Here is a 21,567-nt window from a genome sequence, read left to right on the forward strand (position 1 = left end):
AAAGGCACCCCGGGGCCCGCGCCGTGTTTTTGCAGCCGGTGGCCGCCCGGCCGACGATCCGTCCGCCTCACTCGGCTGACGCTCCACTCAGCGTTGAATGCCCTGTCCGCATCAGACCGAAGCGCTGCTCTCAGCGCTCTCAGCGGCGCCGGGCCTGAGCCGACGGTCGCCGTGGGGCGGGCGTGGGGTCGCGTACGGCGAAAGGTCCGCCCTGGACGACGCGGAGTCCTTCTCTGCCCGCGGTGTCTAAGGCCTGTTGCGCGAGCTCCGCGGAGCAACCGGGTCGTAGCTCTCGGCGTCACAGGCCCAGGTGGTCTCGCATGATCTTGTACATCGCGTAGACAGGCCCAAGCCAGCGAGCCCACCGGCTTGGGGGCGACGAAGACGTTCGTGCAGGCTTTCCAGCGGCCCTCGAGGGGCCGGCTTGTGGCACTTGGCCAGTTCCGCGGCGGTGGTGAAGTAGACGCGGTGCCCCGCTTCGACTGTGGCCCGGAGCGAAGATGATGCGGCTGAGGCCGCTGCCGTGGCTTTGGCACAGCAGCAGGAGCGGTTAAAAGAGGAGATGCGTGATCTCAGGCGGGCTCTGTCCGGATCGCCCGGCACATCGTGCCGGTCGGGCCGCTCCGAACCGACCGTGCACAGGGTAGTGCATGGGTACACGGGTTCACGACGACCAAGGTGCCGCTGGGAGGTGGCGGGGTCAGTGGGTGGTGAGCATGCCTTTCCGGAGCTGGGCCAGGGTGCGCGACAGCAGTCGGGAGACGTGCATCTGGGAGACGCCGAGCCGTTCGGCGATCTGGGCCTGGGTCAGTTCCTCCACGAACCTCCAGTGCAGGATCTTGCGCGAGCGCTCGTCGAGGTCGGCGATCATCGGGGCGAGGGCGTGGAAGTCCTCCACCAGTTCCAGCGCGCCGTCGTCGTTGCCGATGAAGTCGGCCAGGGCCGTCTCGCCGTCCTCGCCGTTGCCGATGGCGGCGTCCAGGGATGAGGAGCGGTAGCCGTTGGAGGCCACCCGTGCCTCGATGACTTCCTTTTCCTCCAGGTTCATCAGCTGGGCCAGTTCCGCCACGGTCGGCGTGCGGCCCAGGCGGCTGCTCAGCTCCTCGGTCGCGCGCGCCAGCTGGACGCGGGCCTCCTGCAGACGGCGCGGAACGTGCACGGCCCACGTGGTGTCACGGAAGAACCGCTTGATCTCCCCCACGATGTAGGGGATCGAGAAGGAGGTGAACTCCACCTCTCGGGACAGCTCGAACCGGTCGATTGCCTTGATCAGACCGATCACGCCGACCTGGACGATGTCCTCCATCTCCTCCTGGTCCCGGCTGCGGAAACGGGAGGCCGCGTATCGGACCAGGGAGATGTTCATCTCGATCAATGTGTTGCGCGCGTACTGGTACTCCGGCGTGCCCTCTTCCAGCAGATCCAGCTGCTGGAAGAACAGGCGGGTGAGCTCACGCGCGTCTTTCGGAGCGACCTTGGAGGGGTCGGCCACCTCCGGCAGTTCAGCGCACTGCGCCCGAGCCGTCGTCACTGCCGTATCCGTAACCATGTTTCCCTCCCCTGTGGGCCATGCCGACCCCACTTCAACTCGCCGTAGCCGCGTTTACCCCTTCCCCCCGCCTTCATGCCTACTCCATCCGCGGGGTCGAGGACGTCGACGTGGCGGGCATCGCCACGGACCACTGCGTGCCACCTCGCTGGGCGCCGTGATGGCAGGCCTCCGCGCTCGGATACGCCTGGACTACTCGGTCGGAGTCGGCCCGGAGACGACGGCCGCGGCCGTCGATGCCAGGGAGCCGCCGTATCCGGTGAGGCACCCGTACCGCAGGAGGAGTCTCGCACCAGGCCCGACGCGGGACGGACCGCACTGCGAGTCCAGGATGCGGAGCTTGATGCCGGGCTGGCAGTGGGGGAGGGCCAGTCCGGAAGCCAGGAGTCGGCGGGCGCAGTGCCGGCCGATGGCGCGACGTTGCCCGGCGCAGTGGTCACCGACGTGGACCTGATCGGGGGCGTGTGGCTCCGATGCCGAGACGGGCGATTCACTCCGGCCTGGCGGACTCGGTTGCGTCGGTCATTTCCTGCTCAGCCGGCGGATGCGTCGGCCTGCGGCTCGCTCACCCGGCCTGCCGAGGTCGCGTCGGGGCAGGGTGTGCAAGGCACCGCGAGCCTTCCACCCCGCCCCCGCCCGCCTGCCGCCCAGGCCCGCCCTGGGTATCGACTGCACCGGAGCCCGCCGTGCGCGTTCCGCCATTCGGGCCCATGCTGAAGGCCGGGCCTCGAAGCCCACGGACCGACCTGCCGGGAGGTTCTGTGATTCTGCTTGCCCTGCTTCTACCTGCTGTGATGATGGCTTTCCTCTTCGCGGCAGATGCGCTCGAGGACCTCTTCTTCCCTCGCCCAGCAGCCCCGGGCGAAATCGCCCCTGTGAGCGACAGCACCGGATCACCGCACCCTGACGGCGCGGGCTGATTGTGCTCTTCATGTCGGACCAACGACGGGCACCGGGGCAAGCCGTCACCCATCTGGCGCGCCCGGGATACGCCATGACACGACACCCCCCTGCTGCGGTCGCCTTTTGCCGGTGACGGCCGAGTGTGACGATCGGCGTCCCCTCACCCGTGACGCTCACAACAGGGGCCGTTTGCGGCCGACGTCAGCGTCCGGTCCCCTCGGAATGCTGCTGGTTCTCATCGACGCTTTCGGGCTCCGTGATCCCCTGGCGCATGCGAAACCGTCGATGAACGGTGCTCGCTCCCACTTACAGAACCAAGCGTGTCTGCCGCCTGGATACACTGCCCCGTCGGGTGGGACTTTTCCTCTGCCCGTGCCGGGAGGGCCGGCAGGCGGCTTGATATGAAGGAGCCCGAGCGTGGATGCCCCACATGTGGTGCGCGGGCCCACCCCGGCGGAGTCGGGGAGGGCCGCGTTGGAGGTGAGCCCGTTGCCCGGTCGTTCCGGGCTACGTGCCCGCGGTGAGATCAGCGCCCTCACTCGCCCGTCGTGGGAGCAGGCCCTGTCCGAGCTGGTCCGGCGGCACGCGGACGTGTCGTACGTGGAGCTGTCGGATGTGGCGTTCGTCGACGTGGCCGGGGTGACCGCGCTGGCGGTCACCGCCATGAACCTGCCCGACGGCAGGGTTGTGGTCGAGAATCCCCCGCCGCAGCTGCCGCGGGTTCTGGAGATGTTCTGGCCGGGCCTGGACCAAATCGAGGTGGCTCTGTGATGAGCACGGTGACCACCCACGAGGCGTTCGTGCACCCTGCCCTCTTCTACCGCACCGAGCAGGAGTACACGCAGCAGACGGTGGCCTTCCTGCGCGGGGGCCTGACCAACGGCGAGCCGATGGCCGTGGCGGTGCCCGGCCCCAACCTGGAGCTGATCAAGGCAGGTCTGGGCGGGGATGCCGAGGGCATCCTGTTCCTGGACATGACCGAGGCCGGCCGCAACCCCGGGCGGATCATCCCCAAGGTGCTGCGCGGATTCGCAGACGCCCATCCGAAGGGGCGTGTGCGGATCATCGGCGAGCCGATCTGGGCCGGGCGCAGCGCGGTGGAGTACCCGGCGTGCGCGCAGCACGAGGCGCTGATCAACGCCGCGTTCGAGGGCCGGGCGGTGACGATCCTGTGCCCCTACGACGAGGTGCGGCTGGACCCGGAGGTGATCGCTGATGCGCGGGTTACCCACCCGATCCTCATCAGCGGGGAGGGCCGTGAGTCGGTCAGCGACGTCTACGACTGGCAGGCGGTCGTCGATCGGTACAACCAGGCGCTTGCGCCCGCATCGGACGCCGCGGTCTTCTCCTACGGTGGTGAGGACCTTCCGGCGGTCCGCCGGTTCGCTCTCGCTCAGGCGATGCGGCTGGGCATGGTGGGGGAGCGGCTGATGGATGTGGAGCTTGCGGTCGCGGAGCTGACGACCAACAGCGTGGTCCACGGCGGAGGCCGCGGGACACTCGCGGTCTGGGCCGAGCAGGGGCAGCTGGTGTGTGAGGTCCGCGATGCGGGCCGGCTGGCCGATCCGCTGGCCGGCCGCCGCCCGCCGGAGCGCGGCCAGCTGGGCGGCCGGGGTCTGATGCTGGTCCACTACGTGGCCGACCTGGTGCGCGTGCACACCGGCGACGACGGCACGACCGTGCGCTTCTACCTCAGCTTGTGACAGCGCGCGGGCGGCCACCTGTCCGGGTGGCCGCCCGCCCCGTTCGTCTCACGAACCTTGTATTTCTGCCGGCCCCGCACCGAGGCCCGGTAGGCGTCGTCCAGCCTTTGGAGACCATCCGCTCCATCCCGACCGACGCCCATGTCAGCCACTCGATGCGTGACAGCAGCCTCAGCTTCGACCGCATCGCAACGGTCACCGAGTATGCGTCCTCCCACTCCTGCCACCCACCACCGGGTACGCCTGAAGGACGGGCCACCGGCGTCCGCCGGCTCTTTCGCGAGTGGGGCAACCGGCCGGTGATCGCCGAACGAGACCAGCCTCACGGCACCGGCCTGGGGACCTTCCGGTGGGTCGTCGAGCGGACCATCTCCTGGCTGCACGGCTTCCGCCGCCTGCGCATCCGCCGGGAACGACGCGGCGACATCCACGAAGCCTTCCCCGCCCCTCTGTCGTACGGTCGCGCCCCTGTCGTACGCCGGTCAGGACGCGGCCGGCATGGCGCCCTGGGTGGTACCGGGCAGGGCGTCCTGGGGCCCTGCCACGGCCCCCAGGTTGTCGTACTGCCCGGCGGCGTGCCGGAGCATGGTCAGCAGCTGGGCGGCGGTGACGCTCCCCTCTCCGGTCCGCGCCCGGCGGGGCGGCGGCAGCGCCCCCGGGTCGGCCCAGACCAGCCGCCCGTCGGAGTCGACGGCGCTGCGGGTCGCGGCCCGGTGGTCGCGATGCAGGCAGAACGGGACGTCCAGAAGGCCCCGACGGAAAGCCTGCAGCAGCGCGCTGCCCACGTCGTCGGAGAGCTCGAGGACCGCCTCGATCAGCGCGGTCGCCTCGGCGAGCACCTCGCTGTGGTCCGTCTGGTGCGCCCAGGGCAGATCGTGGGTGGTGCACGCCCGGGCACGGCGGCGTCGGAGGCGCGGCGCAGCGAGCGGACGTTCTCCGACACCGTGGGAATCCGGTGCGCCTCCGCGGGAGTCTTCACCATCAGGCGCTCCACCCCGGCACGGGCGGCCAGTTCGGCGCTGCGGTCCGTCAGCAGCTCGGCATCGGCCCGGGTGGCGGGGAAGACGCCCGTGTACGTGCAGAGCACCAAGTGCCGGTCGGCATGCTCGGGCAGGTAGGTGTCGGGCCAGCCGGCGCGGCGAGCGCCTCCAGGCTTGGACCGGGTGGTTCTGTTGCGTGTAGCTGAGGGAGACGCTGCGGATGCCCTGCTGGGCGAAGAACAGGGACTCCGGCAGGCTGACGGCGATGAGCAGCGAGGGCGGGCACAGCTGCCCCAGCAGACAGCCGCCAATGGTCTCCAAGTGTGCCCTGCGGCCGAGCGCCGCGCATTCGTCCGCCAGTTGCTGGGTCGCCTCCCGCCAGTGGGCCACCGACTCGGCCAGCGGAAGGCGCACGTAGGGGAAGCAGGAGCGGCGAGGGATCCGGGGGCGTCAGTGCCCACGCCAAGGCCCTGCCGAAGTTCTCCACACCCCGCGAACCGGCCGCCCGCGCCGCGTTCATCAACTTGCGGGGCCTTGAGCTATCGCGCTTGTTGGCGAGGAAGCGGGCCTTCTTCTCGCAATTTCCACACGTGTTCATGTCGCACCATTTCCGTGTGCCGCCTCGACTGGTGTCCAAGAAAACAGCTCGGCGTGGGCGATGCGCACAACGAGATCTTCCCCTCTCACTCTCCCGCAAGGAGACTGATCGCATCGACGGCGATCACGCTGAGAGCGCATCTTCTGCGGAAGTAGAGCTCAATCGTCATTCCGGCCACAGGAATCCGCTCCAGTTTTTCACCGTAACGCTCTGACAGGGTTCCCGTGAAACTGGTCGCCAGACTCTACCCGGGAAATGAAGAGTAGCTACGGAACCACCTTAGCCGGTTGCCGCCTGAAGTGCCGGCATGTTAGAACCGTCATAGGTGGTTCTGCATCGCCTCCGGGACCTCATGGCATCCTCCGAGGTCAGCGGCAGGTATCGGGCCACCGACTGGGGCGACTCGGCATGGATCGATCACCGCCGGCGTCGAGGGGCCACTGGCACGCCATGTCAAATCCGGAGGTAGATGACGATGGTGGATTTAGCGGTACTGCCGAGCTACATGGCAGTGATCCTGCTCTTTCTCGCACCGCCCGGGCCTGATATGGCTTACATGCTCGCAGTGGGCCTTGAAGGTGGTCGCCTGTCCGCGCTGAGAGCCATCCTCGGCATAGGAACAGGTATGAGCGTCTATGCCGCCGCCGTCGTTGCCGGGATGGGAGAGATCGCCCGATCCTACCCATCAGTGCTTGATGCGGTGAGAATACTGGGTGCAGCGTATCTGCTGTGGTTGGCGTACGTGGCAATGCGAAGTGCGCGTCGCGCTATCAACGGACACGGCAATATCGCGACGGGTAGGTGGTATCTGCGAGGAGTGTTAGTCAGCCTGACGAATCCGAAAATAATTCTCTTTTACCTCGCGGTGCTCCCGCAGTTCATTGGGGGTGCGAAAAACCCCGAATTACAGATGACCATTCTCGGCGCAATCAACGTCCTGATGGAGGTAATTCTCTACGGGTGCATCGGAGTGTTGTCAGGATTTTTTCATGCACGACTCACCGGCTCAACAAAGGCGACGGCTGTGCTGAATTATGCTGCGTGCGCCGTTTATGTTGTGCTGGCAACGGCGATCACCGTCGAGATTCTCCTGGCTTAAGAGGTTGTCTCCCGTGGCAGGTGTCTCGAGCTTCTCGCAGCAGGTCAGGGGGCGGCCAGGCCGTGGAAGGCGAGGAAGCCCGAGCCACTTTCGTTCGTATCGGACGGTGAGGCGTCAGTGGCAGAAGAGCCGAGCGATCGACCGTTCGATCACCCAAGTGCCGACCGAGGCGTTCGCAGCACTCGATGCCGGGCCGCGCGATGCGCGCGACCAGCCCGCGCTCGCGAAGCAAGGCCAGGTGTTCGGCGGAGAGGTACGCCCTGTCCGCGCGGAGTTTGACGGGTCGGCGCCGTCGTGGTTCCCGGCGGGACCGGACGGCGGGTATGCCGCGGATGAGCGGCTTGAAGGCGAGGCTGTCGTGCTTGTTCGCGCCGGACACGGCGACGGCGAGCGGGATGCCCCTGGGCATCGGACAGCATGTGCAGCTTGCTGCCCTTCTTGCCGCGATCGACCGGGCTCGGCCCGTCAGTCAGCGATCCCGCTCCGTGAAGCGGCGATGCGCGGTGGCGGGCGACGTGCCGAACGTCGACGGCAGATGCCGCCAGGCACAGCCGCTGGTCAGCGTGTACACCACTGCCGCGAACTCGGCACGCCCGTCACACGGAGCGGTCCCACCACCTTGCGGACGAGCACCGAACGACGGCAGCAACGGGGCGGCCAGCTCCCAGGGACACCTCTAACTGGTCCTAACAAAGCCTTTGGACGTGTCGGTGGGCGCCCCGGTACTTCCCTGGCCCGCGTCCCCCTCGCTCTGCTTCGGCTTGGCCGCCTCCACCATCCGCTCGAGCAGCAGCAGTGCGGGCACCGCCAGCAGGCCGAGCGTCATCAGGAACACCCACGGCCACGCGGCGCCCAGATCGAGCAGCAGGGTCAGCAGCAGGGGGGCGACCGTCTGCCCGAAGGTCCAGGACAGCTGGTAGACGGCCAGGTAGCGGCCGCGCAGGTGCTCGGGGGCGAGGGACACCGACAGGTCCTCGGAGAACGGGGTCGCGGCGGTCTCGGCGAAGTTGTAGAGGACCATGGCGACGAACAGGCCGACCACCCCCGCCCAGGTGGGGGCGAGGCCGAGGGCCGCGAAGATCCCGAACGCGAGGGCGTTGATCAGGCTGCCGGCGGCGATCACCCGGATCGGCCGGTAGCGCTCGAGGCGCCGGTTCACGAGCGTCTGGGTCGCCGCGACCTGCACGCTGTTGAGGACGAGCACGACACCGCCGATCCACGCCGCCTGCCCCAGGCCCTCGGTCACGAACACCGCGATCAGCAGGCTCAGCACCAACGCCGCGAACACGAAGTTGATGTTGATGCCGACGAGCAGCATGTACCGCTTGTCGCGCAGCACGGTCCCGTAACCGCCCTTGGCCTTGGGCTTCGCCGCGTCCTCCACCCCCTCCTGCCGCTTCTTCTTCCGCTCCTGCTCCTGCTCCTCCTTCTGTCGCGCCGCGGCCTGGACGGCGGCGAGCGGCGGCCGCCACAGGGCGAGCAGCAGCGCGGCGACCAGATAGCTGGCGGCGTTGGCGACGACCAGGAGCGTCAGCCCGGTGGTGCCGTCGAAGCCGACCAGCAGGGCGCCGAGAGCGCCGCCGAACCCCAGGCCGCTGTTCCGCAGCATGTGCAGCAGCGCGAACCAGCGCGGCCGCCGCTCCGGCGTCGAGGCGAGCACCACCAGGCCGCTGCTGGACGTCCAGTACGCCGCCCCGCCCATCTGCGTCAGGAAGGCCACCGCGACGATCTGCCAGAGGTCCTCGGCGACCAGGAACCCGGCGTAGCCGACGGCCGAGATCAGGTTGCCCACCAGAGCGACGACCCGCGCCCCCCACCGGTCGATCAGCGGCCCCACCACCATCGCGGTGGGCACGGCCAGGAACCGGGCCATGGTGAGCGCGCCGCCGATCGCGGGGAGCGAGAGGCCGGTGGTCTTGGCGAAGTAGACGAGGATGAAGGCGAGGACAAGGCCGGAGCCGATGCTGTCGATGACGGCGGCGTTGACCATCTTCCGATTGCGCGCATGTCGGGCAGGGCGAGCCTGCGCCGCAGGAAGCCCTCGCGTTCCGGGGCAGCTGTTTCGGGCATGGGTGTGGAAGCCTTTCGGGCGGAGCCGCGCGGGGGCGGCGCACGGGACGGGAGGGGCGCGGTCGCATGAGGCGTGGACCGACGGGGGCGCGGTGGCGATCTGCCGACCAGCCTGTGGGCGTCCGGAACGCAGGCCAATAGATTTCATCTGAGTCGAATCCACGGGCGGAACACGGAAGGCGGGGAGGGAAGGTGCTGACGCTCGAGTTCTCCGCCGGCGACCTCGCCCGCTCACGGTTCGCCCGGTCACCACTGTGGGAGGTCGTCACCAGCATCGAGTCACTGAAGGACCCCGGCCGGCACGCCCTGCACCTGGCGTGGGCCCGCGACGTCGGCGACCGGCTCGCCACGGACCGGATCCGGTTCCCGCTGCTCACCGCACTGGTGCCCGTACCGGCCGCCCACGTGCCGGACTTCCTCACGCCGGTCCCGGAGTCCGGCGAGCCGACGCTGGACGACGAGATCGACCGCCTGCTGCGGACGGGGCCGGAGGCGGTGCGGGCCGACCTCGACCGCATCTCCGCCCCGTTCCCCCCCGAGGTCGCGGAGCTGTACGAGGCCCCGGCCCGCGGTCTGGCCCGGCTCGCCGACGAGATCCGCGCCTACTGGGAGACCGCGCTGGCGCCGCACTGGCCGCGCATCGTCCGCCTCCTGGACGGTGAGATCCTGCGCCGCGGGCGCCTGATCGCCCGCGGCGGCACCGAGGCGCTCTTCGCCGACCTCCATCCGTCGGTCGGCTGGGACAACGGCATCCTGCGGGTGGCCCACCCCGGGTACGAGGCCAGCCGCGCCCTCAACGGCGGGCAGGGCCTGGTGCTGATCCCCTCGGTCTTCGTGTGGCCAGGGGTCTTCTCCCAGAGCACCCCGCCCAACCAGCCGGGCCTCGTCTATCCGGCACGGGGCATCGGCACCCTCTGGGAGCGCGGCCGCGTCCCGGTGCCGGAGGCGGTCGCGGGCGTCCTGGGCCGCTCCCGGGCCCTGCTGCTGACGGAGCTGGGCACCCCGGCCTCCACCACGGAGCTCGCCGCACGCACGGGCATGCCGACGCCGACCGTCTCCCATCACCTCACGGCTCTGCGCGCGGCCGGCCTGGCCGTCTCGCACCGGGCCGGCCGGAGCGTGCTCTATCTCCGCACGGAGCTCGCCGAACGGCTCCTGGGCAGCCACCGGCACGAGGCACCGTTGTGAGCGGGCACGTTGGTGGCATTGGGTGGGTGTCAGCGGGACAGGGTGCTGCATGATGCCCTTCGCGGCCGGCCTGGACCTCAACACCGCGTTCCTCGCCGCCGCAGCCGGCCCGGTCGTCGGTCTCAGCGCTCCAGACCACTTCCACGCCCCGAAGTTCACCCCGAAGATCCCTGGCTCCTGGCTGGTCGACCTGTCCCACATCGAGCTGGACCCGCGTGTGCCCTCGCCGTTCACGCCGGACGGCTCCCGGCCGACGGGCCCGGCCTGGTACCAGACGCACAGCGTCGCCTACGCCCAGGAACTCGGCTACGACGTCCACCCGATCGAGGCGTACCTGCGCCGCGAGACCGGCGCCTGCCTGGACCCGTGGCACGACCGCCTCAAGAACGCCTACGCCGACACCCTCGCCGACCTCGGCGTCACCAAGGACCTGGACGACCGCCAGTTCCTCGCCGCGATGGAGCAGCACAAGCAGGTCGCCCCGGCCCTGGCCGCCGTCCTGTCCGCCAGCAAGGCCACCGTGAAGGGTGGCGTCGGCAAGCTCCGTGAGCGCCCGCAGAGCAAGCACTACAAGGAGGGCGAGCGGTGGCCGGCCCTGGAGCGGCCGCCTGGACATCCGGGCCGCCGTCATCAGCAAGGCCCGGGTCAAAATGCACCGCAAGCTCGACAACATGGCGAAGATGACCGGGCTGTTCCCGCTCGCCGTGCTCTCCGACTGCGTCGTCCACCCCTCGCAGGGCGCGAGCCCGCTGGACTTCCACCCCTACGCCGCGTTCGGCAAGCCGCAGCCGGGCGGATTCCGCCTCGGACCGACGCCGGGCCTGGCGAAGCTGGAGGGCGTCCAGCCGATGCTGTGGGCCTTGGAGCTGATGGAGAACAAGCACCTCACCGCCCGAGAGCCATCGGCGGAACTTGTGCGGTGCAGCAACTAGGGTACGGCGTATGAGCCAGACTCCCGTCGACCCCGTCGCGCACAACCGCCTCGCCTGGGACCGCGAGGTGGAGGAGGGCAACGAGTGGTCACGCCCGGTCGGCCCCGAGGTGATCGCGAAGGCGCGGGCCGGCCAGTGGTCCATCGTCCTGATCGGGTACGAGCCGGTCGACCCGACCTGGTTCCCGCCGGAGATCGCCGGTTGCGACGTGCTCTGCCTCGCCTCCGGTGGCGGGCAGCAGGGGCCGGTGCTGGCCGCGGCGGGCGCGCGGGTGACCGTCTTCGATAACTCGCCCCGCCAGCTGGCGCAGGACGAGATGGTCACGGCACGGGAGGGGCTCGACCTAAGCACCGTGCTCGGCGACGCGCGCGACCTGAGTCCGTTCCCGGACGCCTCGTTCGACCTTGTCGTCCATCCGGTCTCCAACTTGTTCATCCCGGAGCTGGCGCCGGTCTGGCGCGAGTGCCACCGCGTGCTGCGCCCCGGCGGGACGCTGCTGTCCGGCTTCCTCAACCCGGACGTCTACCTCTTCGACGCCGAGTCCTTGGAGACGCGCGGCGAGCTGGTGGTGCGCCACCGCCTGCCCTACAGCGACCTCACCCACCTGGAGCCCGCCGAGCGGGAACGGCTGTGGGGCCTCGACGCGCCGGTGGAGTACAGCCACACGCTCACCGAGCAGCTCGGCGGGCAGATCGCGGCAGGCTTCGCCATCACCGGCTTCGTCGAGGCGCCGCACCACTCGGAGGCCACCGCCGGCTGGCTCTCCGGCTACTTCGCCACGAAAGCGGTCAAGGCCGGCGCCGGTCACTGACCCCCCACCGGCCGGGCCAGGTCAGCAGTGAGGCCGGCAGACGGCTGGGTCAGGTGGGCAACGACCCTGCTGATACACAAACCGGGAACACCCCGGCCTCGGCAGCCCCGCGTCGCTCATCGTGCTGGCAACCGTGGGCACCAGCGCCACGCATGACCGCCTCGACATCGACGCCATCAACATGCACCTCACCGCCCGATAGCCATCGGCGGAACTTGTGCGGTGCAGCACCAGAGGGTGTTGCAGAACGCCGTGAACTGGGCATCTCCGTGGTACGGCTGGGGTGTTGAGGGCCGAGCGGGTGTGGGTGGAGACGTTCACCGGGCTGCGGGTCGATCAGTTCAGCCGGCTGCTGAGGGCGGTCCGTGAACGTGGTGGCGAGGGGTGTGGCTGGGGTCGTCCGTGGCGGTTACCGCTGGCCGTGTACACCCCACGAACCTCACCATGCGGCAGCTCGCCCCGCTGTTCGGCGTCTCACCGGCGGCCGTGTGCAGGGTGATCCAAAGGCTTGGCCCGCTGCTCGCACTCGAGCCGACCCATCAACACCGGTTTGATCGTCCCGCACCGCAAACGCCTCGGACGGCCCCTGCTCAGGGGCGAGGAAGAGGACAACGCCGCCCACCGCAAGGTCCGCGCCCGCGTGGAACACACCTTCTCCCGCATGAAGAGCTACAAGATCCTCCGTGACTGCCGGCAGCGCGGCGACGGCCTCCACCGCGCCGTCCAGGCCGTCGTCCGCATGCACGACCTTGCCCTCGCCACATGAACAGACAGGCCAGCCGCCCGCCTCAGGCTGCGTGACCAAGGCCTTCTGCAACACCCTTCAGAAGTGAACGAAGCCAGCCTCGGCAGACTCGCCGCGCCGGCGCTGCCGCTCGGGGACGCCGGTGGGGATCATGAGCGAGGGTCCTCTTCGTGAACGGCATGGACCTGGGGCGTGGGTTCGATGTACGCACCTGGGCCGGCCTGAGCGCCAGGGTCGTCGGCCTTGACCTGCCCGACCGCTTGGATGTGTGAACCGACACCGACGGAGGCGGAGCGTGCGGTCATGAGTCGCCAGCGGCGCACTGGCCTGCGCAAAGCTTCGCGGAGCTGTCCGGCAGTGCGGACGTTACGTGAGACCGGGGACAGTCCTCGGGTCACGCCGTGTGGGGTTGTGACTCCTGGGTCAGTCGGGAGACCAGTTCGAGCCAGCCGTTTTCCAGCCCCTGCAGCGGGACCTTGCACTGGTCGCTCAGGTGCCACAGAAGGGCGGGCTCGAGGTAGCCCAGCAGCGCGTGGCTGAGCAGTTCTGCGTCTGCTTCCGGTGCAGCCAGGCTGAGCAGGACGCTGATCCGCTCGTGATACAGGCGGCGCGGTGCGCGCTGGTAGCGCTGGTGGGGGGAGGCCTCGGCCGCGATGTGCAGCTCCATCTCCTTGGCGTAGCGCCGTATAGCGGCCACCCCGAATGCGTGAAGCTGCTCGATGGCCTGGTCACGGCCGTCTTCTGGTTTCAGGCCGCTGAGGTGAGCGGCCTGGAACGTCTCCTCGGAGCGCTGCAGCAGGGCTTGCAACAGACCTGCGCGGTCGCCGAACCGGCGAAAGACAGTGCCCTTGCCGACGCCTGCCGCGGTGGCCACCGCCTCCATGGTGAGGTGCTTCAGTCCACGCTCCCGCGCTATCCGTGCCGCGGCGTTCAGCAGACGGGCGTGATTGCGTGCCGCGTCCACGCGCAGGGGTCTGCTGTCCTCGCGAGGTTGCGGTGACCGGGGCGGTGACCCTTCGCTCTGAGCGCTGCCTGCCTTGCCCGGACAGGGGCAGGCGCGCGGCGGGGGAGCAGCTTGTGGGTGCGGTGCCGTCTGTGTGATCGTCTCGACGAGATCGAGGGCAAGGCCGGCGGTGTGCAGCGCGGCCGCGTCGGGGGCCTCGATCTGCGGCAGCAGGTCGGCCAGAAGGGTGATGAAGCGTCCGCCGTTTTCATGGACGGCCGCCATCGAGCCTTCCCATATCGCGGCCCGGACGCTGACCGCGGTGAGTGACCCGGTCCCGGCGGCCGACTGCGCAAGAAGCTCGGCCAGGCGATGCTCGAGGCCGGTCGGCTGCCATGCGCCGTGGCGGAAGTCCCGCATCAGCGCCGCGAGTTCTCGGGCGCTGTCGAGGTGTGAGTGCGCACGAGGGTGGGGCTCATCAGGGGTGGTGGACATGCAGAACGCTCCCAAGCGGATATTGGAGTGCGGGCGTCGTGGGGTATGGGTGTGGTCAGCCGGTGGCGGTTGGGTGAGTCAGGGCGGTGCGGTCGGGTCCGCGGCAGTGAGGCTGTGGCCCGCAGCACCGGGGTGGCGCTCTGCGGCTGCAGGGGCGCCACCCCGGTCGGACGGTCTCGCCCTGAGATCAGTCGCCGGGAAGCAGGACGGTCTCGTCGCCCTCGAACCAGGCGTTGTCGATCGTCAGCCGGCTGATGCGCCATGTGCTTCCATCGCGCCTCAGGTCCGCGTCGTAGCGGTTCATCATCAGTGCGTGCCGGGTCCGGTCCGGCTTGGGGCCTTCTTGGGGCAGGTAGTGCTGAGCCATCGCGTAGCAGTTCACGTGGGCGGTGTCGCCGTGCACGGCGGCGCGGATGTTGCTGATCACGTGGCTGGTGTCGAGCGGGCCGACCGCCGGGATGAGCGCTCCCACGACGGTGTCGCGTGGCTTGAGCGCGGGGAAGTCGAGGCCGATCTTGCTCGTGGCGGGTGTCAGGTCGACCATGGCGTCCTCGGTGAGTGATGAGGCGAGCAGATCGGCGTCGCCGTGGTCGAGTCCGGCCGTGTAGCGGTGCAGTGCATCGGCGATCGCGGCGTGGTCGATCAGAAGCTGCAGTTTGTCGTCGGACATCGGGCGCTCCTCGGGGGGAATGTTGTGGTTCAGGCGGAAGAGGTTGTCCGGGTCGAAGCGCGTTTTGATGCTGCGGAGCCGGTGGTAGTCGGCTTCGTCGTAGGCGGCGCTCACGTCGGAGGCGCCGGTGTCCTGGGCGGCCATGAAGTTCAGGTACCGTCCGCCGGTGGACCAGGGGCGCATGCGCTGCAGAAGCCCATCGGCGTAGGTGTTCATCGTGGTGAAGGCATCGGGTGCCCCGACCCCCACGACCCAGAGTGCGAACTGGGCGTCCCGGTGTCCGACGGCGTTGTCCGCGGTCCGGGCCAAGGCGCCGCCGAGGTGACGCAACTCGACGAAGTGCACCGGGCAGTCGGCCGTCGGGCCCGCGGCGGCCAGGATCTCCTCGACGGCTTCGGCGGTCAGTGAGCGGAGCATCGCGGTGCGTTCCATGAACGGTGCCGGATCTGCCGGGTCGTTGTGGATCTGGGCGAAGGACGCGTACGGCATCGGACCCAGAGTGTCCGCGAGGACGGGTGCGGCCGCCCGCAGCGGCGCAACCAGCCGGGTGGCCTCGACTGCCGGGCCGAGGTAGGAAATGCGGACGTGCACGGCGAACCGGTCGGCAAGGAAGGCGGGCACGCCGGGCAGGGCCGGCAGGCGCAGCAGGGCGATCGATGAGCTCAGATCATCCGGGGCCCCGGCCGTGACCTGGGCATAGGCGTGCAGGACGGCTGCTGCGTCGGCACCGTCGAAGAAGAGCCCGCCCGCCCACAGCTGTGCCACCGGGAAGAGGGCGAACTCCATGGCGGTGACGACACCGAAGTTGCTCTTGCCGCCGCGCAGCGCCCAGAACAAGTCGGGTTCCGACGCGGCGTCGACACAGCGCAACTCGCCGTCGGCTGTCACGACCTCCAGGGAGGTGACGTGGTCGGCTGCCCATCCGTGAGCGCGGCCCATGGTGGGGCTCAGGCCCCCGCCGAGGGTGTAGCCGATGACTCCGACGAGCGGTGAGGAGCCGTTGAGCGGGGCAAGCCCGAACGGGGTCGCCGCGTCGATCACTTGCTGCCAGCGGGCTCCCGCCGTCACGCGGGCTGTGCGGGCTGCGGGGTCGATGCTCACCTGCGCCATGCGGTGAGTGGTGATGAGGACCGCGTCATCGGCCGGGATTGTCGCCTGGTGACCGGTGGCCATGACGGCGACCGGCAGACGTCGCTGTGCGGCGAAGCGAACGGCGACTTGCACGTCGGTACTGTTCGCGGCTCCGACAACGACGCAAGGGCGGTGGGTCACGGCAAGGTTGAAGGGCGCGCACTCCGCGGCGAACCCTTCGTCTTCCGGCCCGAGTACGGGGCCGGTGATCTGCGCTGCCAGAGCGGCGCGCGTGAGTGAATCGAGCATGTGTGCATTGCATCGGGCGCGTGTCGACGGGGCGTCGATGGTGCGTCGACGGGGCGTTTCGCCCACGGGCCGCAGGTCGTCTTCCGCACGACTCTCGCCGCGTGTGGTGCGGGGCCTGTGCGGGTGCGTCACCTCGTGCGGCCGCGGCCGCGGCAGGGGTCAGGGCAGCGAAAGTGACACCATTTCCGCGAGAGCGTCCGGAAGATCAGTGATCTGGTCGACCACCGCGCGCAGGTCCTCTTCGCCGACCGTGTTCTTGCCGGTCAGACAGTGGCGCAGCAGCCGGTGCAGCGCTTGCTGACAGTGCTCGTGCCCCAGCCCGTTGAGGGCCTGACGCCGCGCGAACGCCTTGACGAGCCCGAGGAAGTGGTAGTCACCGTTCTCGCCGATCTCCACCACATGAGCGTCGACGAGGGCTTCCATGACGGCAGTGGCTTCGTTGACCGGCAGGTCGAGCACTGCCGCGGCCATGGCGGCGTCCAGCCGGCTGCAGTCGGGAACGGCGGCGAGGTGAAAGGCGTTGCGGTGGAAGGTGTCCATGCGCGCCTGGGCCTCACGGAACGGCCTGTCCACGATCTTGCAGTCCTCATGCATGACGACCGGCTGGCGCAGATCGTCCTCGAGCTGGGCCAGGATCTGGTCGATCGTCCACGACGGCCGGGCATCCAACCGCGCGGCCGCCACGTGCACCGAGAGCGGCTGACAGGAGCAGGCCCACACCAAGCGACTGGCCGCTGCCTGTTCTGCCAACATCCGCCGGGTCCCGGAGATGGCGGCGAGCAGTTGCAACGCGTCCTCGGGCTGCAGAACGCCCAGACGCAGCCAGGGGATGCCGGGCAGGTCGATGATGCGGCGCGGACTGGTCATGATGACGGCACAGCCCGGGGAGGCCGGCAACAGGGGACGCACCTGCTCACCGCTGGATGCCGCGTCCAGGACGATCAGCATGCGACGGCCGGACACCGTCGTACGCCACAGCGCGGCGCGTTCGTCCAGCGATGCCGGCAGCCGGGACACCCCGACCGCACGCAAGAACTGGCCGAGCACCTCCAGCGGGCCGGCCGGATCCTTGAAACCGCCGAGGTCGGCGAAGAGTTGCCCATCGGGGAACAGGTGGCGTTGGGTGTGCGCGAGGCGTACGGCGAGCGCCGTCTTGCCCATCCCGCCCAGGCCGGTGATGCCGACGACCGGAGCGTGCGCAGCCTCACGAAGCGTCAAGGACAGTTCCGCGATTTCTGCGCGGCGCCCGGTGAACACTGCCAGGTCCGCCGGAAGCTGAGCCGGAACCGGCGCGAGGGCCGAGGACAGCCCACGGCCTGCACGGGCGGGCGCATCCTCACCCTCGCGCAGGATACGGTCGTGGAGAGAGCGAAGGGAGGGCCCGGGGTCCACGCCCAGTTCTTCGCGCAGAAGCCGCCGTGTGTGCTGGAAGGCGGCCAGAGCCTCGGCCCGGCGGCCGGCACGGAACAACGACAGCATGAGCTGTTCGTGCAGCCGTTCACGCAGTGGGTGCTCCGTCACGGCTGCCCGTATCTCGGACGCCAGATCGGACTGCCCGCCGACCTCCAGCTCAAGATCGAACACCTCCTCCAAGGCGGCCAACCTCAGCTCCTCCAGCCGGTCACGCTCGAGCTCGAAGAAGGGGCCCCGGACACCCGACAGAGCCGGTCCCTGCCACGTGCCGAGGGCCTGACGCAGGAGATCGGCAGCACTCGCCGTAGCGCCGGCGCGGCGCGCCCGGTGAGCCTGGGCGGTCAGCTCCCGAAACCTTCTCAAGTCGAAAGTCCCGTCACGAACTGTGAGACGGTAGCCACTGCCGGTCGATTCGATGACTGCCATGTCGCCGAGAATCGGGCGCAGACGGTAGACGTAGGTGCGAACGGTGCCCCGAGCGCCTCGAGGCCCGTGCTCACCCCACAAGGCCTCCACAATCGCCTCGGTCTCCACTGGGCGCCCTTCATGCAAGAGCAGCAGCGCGAGCAGTCCACGCTGCTGTGGAGACCCGAGGTCGACCTCCTCGTCCCGCCGCCATGCACGGACAGGACCAAGAACAGCAAGACGCATCACGCGACCGCACCCTTCTTTCTCATGCTTGCCCCGTTCCGGCCCGGCCGGCGAGGCCGCCGCGCGGAGCGGTCCGGCGATCCCTGCATTCAGGTCCGCCGCTGACTGGACCGCCCCACACCGGCGCGCCCGACCACACAGGATGGCCGGGCACTGAAGCAGGGCCAGTATCCATGCCTGCGGTCGTACCGGGGCCATCGCGCTTCCGCACGCAGAAGGGCGTGGCGCGATGGCCCGTTGAACGACAGTGCTTAACGGATCGGACGGCAGCCCCTCGTCCTCATCGCCGGCATCGGAGGCCGACTCCGGCTGTGACCACAAGACGTACCGTCGCCTGGTCCGGGATATCGGTGTGAACCGCCGATCGCCCGCCGCGGCGCCGAGCGCGCCTCGGTCCGGGAACCCGGCGCCAAGTCGAGGAAGGGTGCGCTCACCGCGCTCACCCACCTGCACTGGCTCCACCACCCGGTAGGGCGGACACCGCGGTCAGATGCCGCCCCGTGAGGCCGTCACGCAGCGTCGGAGGCGAGCGCTTCCTTCACGGCGGCGAAACCGGCGGCATGCGGGACGATGGGCCGGTATCCCAGTTCGGTCACGGCTTTGTCGGTGCGCAGCGTGCACGGCTGTCCGACGAACCACCGGGCGGGTACCGGCACCACACGGGTGGCGGTGTCGGCGTCCATGTCGGGGATGGGTACGTCGACGCCGTAGAGCGAGAAGAGCGTCTCCAGGAAATCCCGCAGGACGACCGGGTGCTGGTCGGTGACGAAGTATGCCTGACCCGGCCGGCCGTGTCGCCATCCGAGTATCAAGCCCTCGACGGCGTTGTCCACGTATGTCACATCGGTGGTGTGCCGGCCGCCGTCGATCCAGGCGAACTGCCCGGCCTTGGCCGCAGCCGCCAGGCCTGCGGTCAGGCTGCTGTCGGGGCCCCAGACGAACCGCGGTCGTATGGAGACGGTGGTGAAGCCCGGTGCGTCGGCTTCCAGCACGATCTGCTCGGCCGTGGCCTTGGCCGCGCAGTAGGCGGCTTCGGAGTCCGGCCGCAGCGGTGCGGTCTCGTCCACGTCCAGCAGCGGTTCGCCGGCCAGGAGCGCGGCCTCGCTGCCGCAGTGGACGAAGGTGGCGACCCCCGCGGCACGGGCTGCCTCCACAGCCGCTCGGGTGCCACCGACCGTCACCTGCTCGTGGCGCTCGCGGTCGGCGGTGATGTCTGTCTCGGCGGCGAGGTGGAACAGTACGTCGCTGCCTGCCACCGCGTCCTGCCAGCTGGTCGGCTCCGTCAATTCGCCCTGCACCGGCTGCGCGCCGAGGGCCGCGACCTTGTCGGCCGACGCTTCGCTGCGGACCAGTGCGCGGACCGCATGACCATCGCTGACAAGTCGACGGATCAGGGCGCGACCGATGAAACCCGAGCCACCCGTGACGAATGTCTGTGACATGGGAGCCTTCTCTCTCGTGTAAGACGCTTCCCGCTCGCTGCGGGCGGGAAGCCATGTGGGGTGCAGCGATCAAGGGCTGCCCGTTGTTCCCTCGAAGTCATTCATAAATCAACGGCAATCCAAAGATTTCTTGGATGCCTCATCCTCGTCCAGGCGCCGGAACGCCTCATCGCAGCGACAGACAGCTGGTCGCACGAGTCTTGCCGGCGACCAGAGGCCACTTACAACCGTGCGGTTCGGCCTTGGGGGCGTGGCTGTGGAGTGCTTGAACCCATGCAGGCGCCATTGCGAGCTCGGGCCGTTGACGGGTGGCGCGGTGAGGCTGTGGCGCACCGCCTCGCCGACGTACTCGACCATCTGCCGTCCTCCGTTGCTGACCGCGTGCCATGAGGTCTTGGCGGCGCTTGGTGGCCCGATCAGGCAGCGGCGCAGCGGGTCGGCGTCGCATGGCAACGTCGGCGAAGCCTGGAAGATGGAAGAAGGGGGCCGACTATGCAGGAGGTGGCCCTGCCCTCAGTTGTAACCGGCGACGGGAGCGGGCTAGATGCGGCGTCCTGTGGTTACGGCAGGTCCTCGCCGAAAGCAGCTCGTTGACTGGAGCGCGGGTTGTCCGCCAGTGGAAGCGCATGGGCGTCGCCGTGCTTCTTTGCGGTGCGCGCGGCGGCGAGTCGGGCGGCCGGGGTCACTGTGCCGCCTTGAGTGCAGTGCGGGCGGCAACCGCGAGGAGGACGAGGGCGAGTCCGGTGGCTACCGCCCCCATCCAGATGGGGGAGGTGTAGCCGAGCCCGGCCGTGATCAGGAGTCCGCCGAGCCACGAGCCGAGCGCGTTGCCGAGGTTCACCGCGGCGATCGGGGCACCGGACGCGATCGCCCCGGCGGCGCGCGCGTGTCGCATCACCTTCTGCTGGTAGCCGGGCGCGGCGGCGAAGCCGAACATTCCCATGAGGCCCAGCGAGATCGCCGCTACGACAGGATGACCGGCGAGCAACCCGAGGAGGATCTGCACGGCCAGCAGGCCCATGAGCGACCCTGCCAGGGTGGCGTCCAGGGCGCGGTCGACCAGCCGGCCGGATAGCACGTTGCCGACCATGAGGCCGATGCCGAAGAGTACGAGCAGCCAGGGCACAGCGCTGGTGGGGTAGCCCGACACCTTCGTGAGCGTCAGCGCCACATAGGTGAAGGCGCCGAACATGCCGCCGAACCCGAACGTCGCGATGCCCATCGCCAAGAGCGCCTGCCGGTTGAGGAGATGCCGCAGATCGGCGAGGGAACTCGTCGGCGCGGACGCCACGTGGGGGACGACCGCGACGATGGCCACGGTTGCGACGACCGCAAGGGCCACGATGACGCCGAAGACGACCCGCCACCCGAACTGCTGACCGAGCGCGGTGCCAAGCGGCACGCCGAGCACGTTTGCGAGCGTCAGGCCGCCCAGCATGGTGGCGATTGCCCGGCCCTGATTTCGTGCATCGGCAAGGCTGACGGCGACGACGATGCCCATGCCGAGGAACGCCCCGTTGGTCATCCCAGCGATGATCCGTCCCGCGAGAACGACCTCGAAGTTCGGTCCCAGTGCGCTGAGAAGGTTACCGATGATGAAGAAGACACCGATCTGCACCAGGGCCGACTTCGGCGGAAGCCTGCTGAAAGCCGTGGTCAGGGCGAGGGCGCCCACGATGATTCCCACCGCGTACGTCGTCACCAGAATGCCCGCGCTGCCGGCACTGACCGACAGATCGGCGGCCACGTCCGGCAGCAGGCCGGCAATCACGAACTCCGCCAGGCCGACTGCGAAACTGGCGAGAGCGAGCGCGTACAGCCCGAGAGGTGTCCTGTGGGTCCGAGTGACCGCCTCGTCGGTTGTTCCGGATGTGATGTGTTCATGGGTCATGACGGGCAAAACCTCAGACATCCCATCAGGATTCCTTTAGGTACCGTTCCGAGCCATCCAAAGATTTGAGGTCATCTGGTACATGTCTCGATAGATGCAGGTCA

At 69.2% G+C, this 21,567-nt stretch carries 14 protein-coding genes and 6 pseudogenes; 8 read left to right on the forward strand and 12 right to left on the reverse strand.

Annotated features, from left to right (window positions below; all coding sequences use genetic code 11):
- Window positions 1-700: 700 nt before the first annotated feature.
- Window positions 701-1,549, reverse strand: a complete 849-nt coding sequence (locus tag ACFY9E_RS17820) for a SigB/SigF/SigG family RNA polymerase sigma factor (RefSeq protein WP_390984628.1) — start codon at window positions 1,547-1,549, stop codon at window positions 701-703.
- Window positions 1,550-2,869: 1,320 nt separating this feature from the next.
- On the opposite strand from ACFY9E_RS17820, the gene ACFY9E_RS17825 reads away from it, so the two are divergent.
- The 3 genes and pseudogenes from ACFY9E_RS17825 to ACFY9E_RS17835 all read left to right on the forward strand — a co-directional run.
- The gene (locus ACFY9E_RS17825; protein ID WP_390984631.1) at window positions 2,870-3,223 is read left to right on the forward strand and encodes an STAS domain-containing protein; all 354 of its coding nucleotides are present in this window, start codon (window positions 2,870-2,872) and stop codon (window positions 3,221-3,223) included.
- Window positions 3,223-4,155, forward strand: a complete 933-nt coding sequence (locus ACFY9E_RS17830; protein ID WP_390984633.1) for an anti-sigma factor RsbA family regulatory protein — start codon at window positions 3,223-3,225, stop codon at window positions 4,153-4,155. The genes ACFY9E_RS17825 and ACFY9E_RS17830 overlap by 1 nt, the downstream gene beginning before the upstream one ends.
- A 266-nt stretch (window positions 4,156-4,421) precedes the next feature.
- Window positions 4,422-4,595 (forward strand): annotated as a pseudogene (locus tag ACFY9E_RS17835) (IS5/IS1182 family transposase); the annotation flags it as partial.
- 42 nt (window positions 4,596-4,637) lie between these two features.
- On the opposite strand, the gene ACFY9E_RS17840 reads toward ACFY9E_RS17835, so the two are convergent.
- From ACFY9E_RS17840 to ACFY9E_RS17855, 4 genes and pseudogenes are all read right to left on the reverse strand, one after another.
- Window positions 4,638-4,994 carry a hypothetical protein gene (locus ACFY9E_RS17840; protein ID WP_390985110.1) on the reverse strand — a complete coding sequence of 119 codons (357 nt, stop codon included), beginning with the start codon at window positions 4,992-4,994 and terminating at the stop codon, window positions 4,638-4,640.
- Entirely contained in the window at window positions 4,970-5,242 is a 273-nt protein-coding gene (locus ACFY9E_RS17845; protein WP_390985113.1) for a hypothetical protein, read from the reverse strand. The genes ACFY9E_RS17840 and ACFY9E_RS17845 overlap by 25 nt, the downstream gene beginning before the upstream one ends.
- A gap of 127 nt (window positions 5,243-5,369) precedes the next feature.
- Window positions 5,370-5,549: pseudogene (locus ACFY9E_RS17850) on the reverse strand (methylaspartate mutase); the annotation flags it as partial.
- Window positions 5,550-5,661: 112 nt separating this feature from the next.
- A pseudogene (locus ACFY9E_RS17855) lies at window positions 5,662-5,974 on the reverse strand (CGNR zinc finger domain-containing protein); the annotation flags it as partial.
- Window positions 5,975-6,202: 228 nt separating this feature from the next.
- Here ACFY9E_RS17855 and ACFY9E_RS17860 point away from each other — a divergent pair.
- Window positions 6,203-6,832, forward strand: a complete 630-nt coding sequence (locus ACFY9E_RS17860; RefSeq protein WP_390984636.1) for a LysE family transporter — start codon at window positions 6,203-6,205, stop codon at window positions 6,830-6,832.
- A 44-nt stretch (window positions 6,833-6,876) separates the two neighbouring features.
- On the opposite strand, the pseudogene ACFY9E_RS17865 reads toward ACFY9E_RS17860, so the two are convergent.
- Both ACFY9E_RS17865 and ACFY9E_RS17870 read right to left on the reverse strand, forming a co-directional pair.
- A pseudogene (locus tag ACFY9E_RS17865) lies at window positions 6,877-7,493 on the reverse strand (transposase).
- Window positions 7,494-7,508: 15 nt separating this feature from the next.
- Window positions 7,509-8,822, reverse strand: coding sequence for an MFS transporter (locus ACFY9E_RS17870; RefSeq protein ID WP_390984638.1), 1,314 nt, complete (start codon window positions 8,820-8,822; stop codon window positions 7,509-7,511).
- Between the two features lie 272 nt (window positions 8,823-9,094).
- Between ACFY9E_RS17870 and ACFY9E_RS17875 the strand changes: the two genes are divergently transcribed.
- The 4 genes and pseudogenes from ACFY9E_RS17875 to ACFY9E_RS17890 all read left to right on the forward strand — a co-directional run bounded on the left by ACFY9E_RS17875 (window position 9,095) and on the right by ACFY9E_RS17890 (window position 12,599).
- Window positions 9,095-10,090, forward strand: a complete 996-nt coding sequence (locus ACFY9E_RS17875; protein WP_390984641.1) for a helix-turn-helix domain-containing protein — start codon at window positions 9,095-9,097, stop codon at window positions 10,088-10,090.
- Window positions 10,091-10,136: 46 nt separating this feature from the next.
- Window positions 10,137-11,022 (forward strand): annotated as a pseudogene (locus ACFY9E_RS17880) (transcriptional regulator); the annotation flags it as partial.
- Between the two features lie 10 nt (window positions 11,023-11,032).
- Window positions 11,033-11,833, forward strand: coding sequence for a methyltransferase domain-containing protein (locus tag ACFY9E_RS17885; RefSeq protein ID WP_390984644.1), 801 nt, complete (start codon window positions 11,033-11,035; stop codon window positions 11,831-11,833).
- 283 nt (window positions 11,834-12,116) lie between these two features.
- Window positions 12,117-12,599 (forward strand): annotated as a pseudogene (locus tag ACFY9E_RS17890) (transposase family protein).
- 373 nt (window positions 12,600-12,972) lie between these two features.
- On the opposite strand, the gene ACFY9E_RS17895 reads toward ACFY9E_RS17890, so the two are convergent.
- The 5 genes from ACFY9E_RS17895 to ACFY9E_RS17915 all read right to left on the reverse strand — a co-directional run bounded on the left by ACFY9E_RS17895 (window position 12,973) and on the right by ACFY9E_RS17915 (window position 21,484).
- The gene (locus ACFY9E_RS17895) at window positions 12,973-14,016 is read right to left on the reverse strand and encodes a TetR family transcriptional regulator (RefSeq protein ID WP_390984646.1); all 1,044 of its coding nucleotides are present in this window, start codon (window positions 14,014-14,016) and stop codon (window positions 12,973-12,975) included.
- Window positions 14,017-14,203: 187 nt separating this feature from the next.
- Window positions 14,204-16,066 (reverse strand): nuclear transport factor 2 family protein, encoded by a 1,863-nt coding sequence (locus tag ACFY9E_RS17900; RefSeq protein WP_390984649.1) that lies wholly within the window; start codon window positions 16,064-16,066, stop codon window positions 14,204-14,206.
- 159 nt (window positions 16,067-16,225) lie between these two features.
- Window positions 16,226-18,328, reverse strand: coding sequence for a BTAD domain-containing putative transcriptional regulator (locus tag ACFY9E_RS17905; protein WP_390984651.1), 2,103 nt, complete (start codon window positions 18,326-18,328; stop codon window positions 16,226-16,228).
- 311 nt (window positions 18,329-18,639) lie between these two features.
- A complete protein-coding gene (locus ACFY9E_RS17910) occupies window positions 18,640-19,572 on the reverse strand; it encodes an NAD-dependent epimerase/dehydratase family protein (RefSeq protein ID WP_390984654.1) in 933 nt (310 codons plus the stop codon).
- Window positions 19,573-20,254: 682 nt separating this feature from the next.
- Window positions 20,255-21,484 carry an MFS transporter gene (locus ACFY9E_RS17915; RefSeq protein ID WP_390984656.1) on the reverse strand — a complete coding sequence of 410 codons (1,230 nt, stop codon included), beginning with the start codon at window positions 21,482-21,484 and terminating at the stop codon, window positions 20,255-20,257.
- Between the last annotated feature and the right edge of the window lie 83 nt (window positions 21,485-21,567).

It is taken from the genome of Streptomyces sp. NPDC012466, assembly GCF_042955215.1.
Classification (GTDB): domain Bacteria; phylum Actinomycetota; class Actinomycetes; order Streptomycetales; family Streptomycetaceae; genus Streptomyces.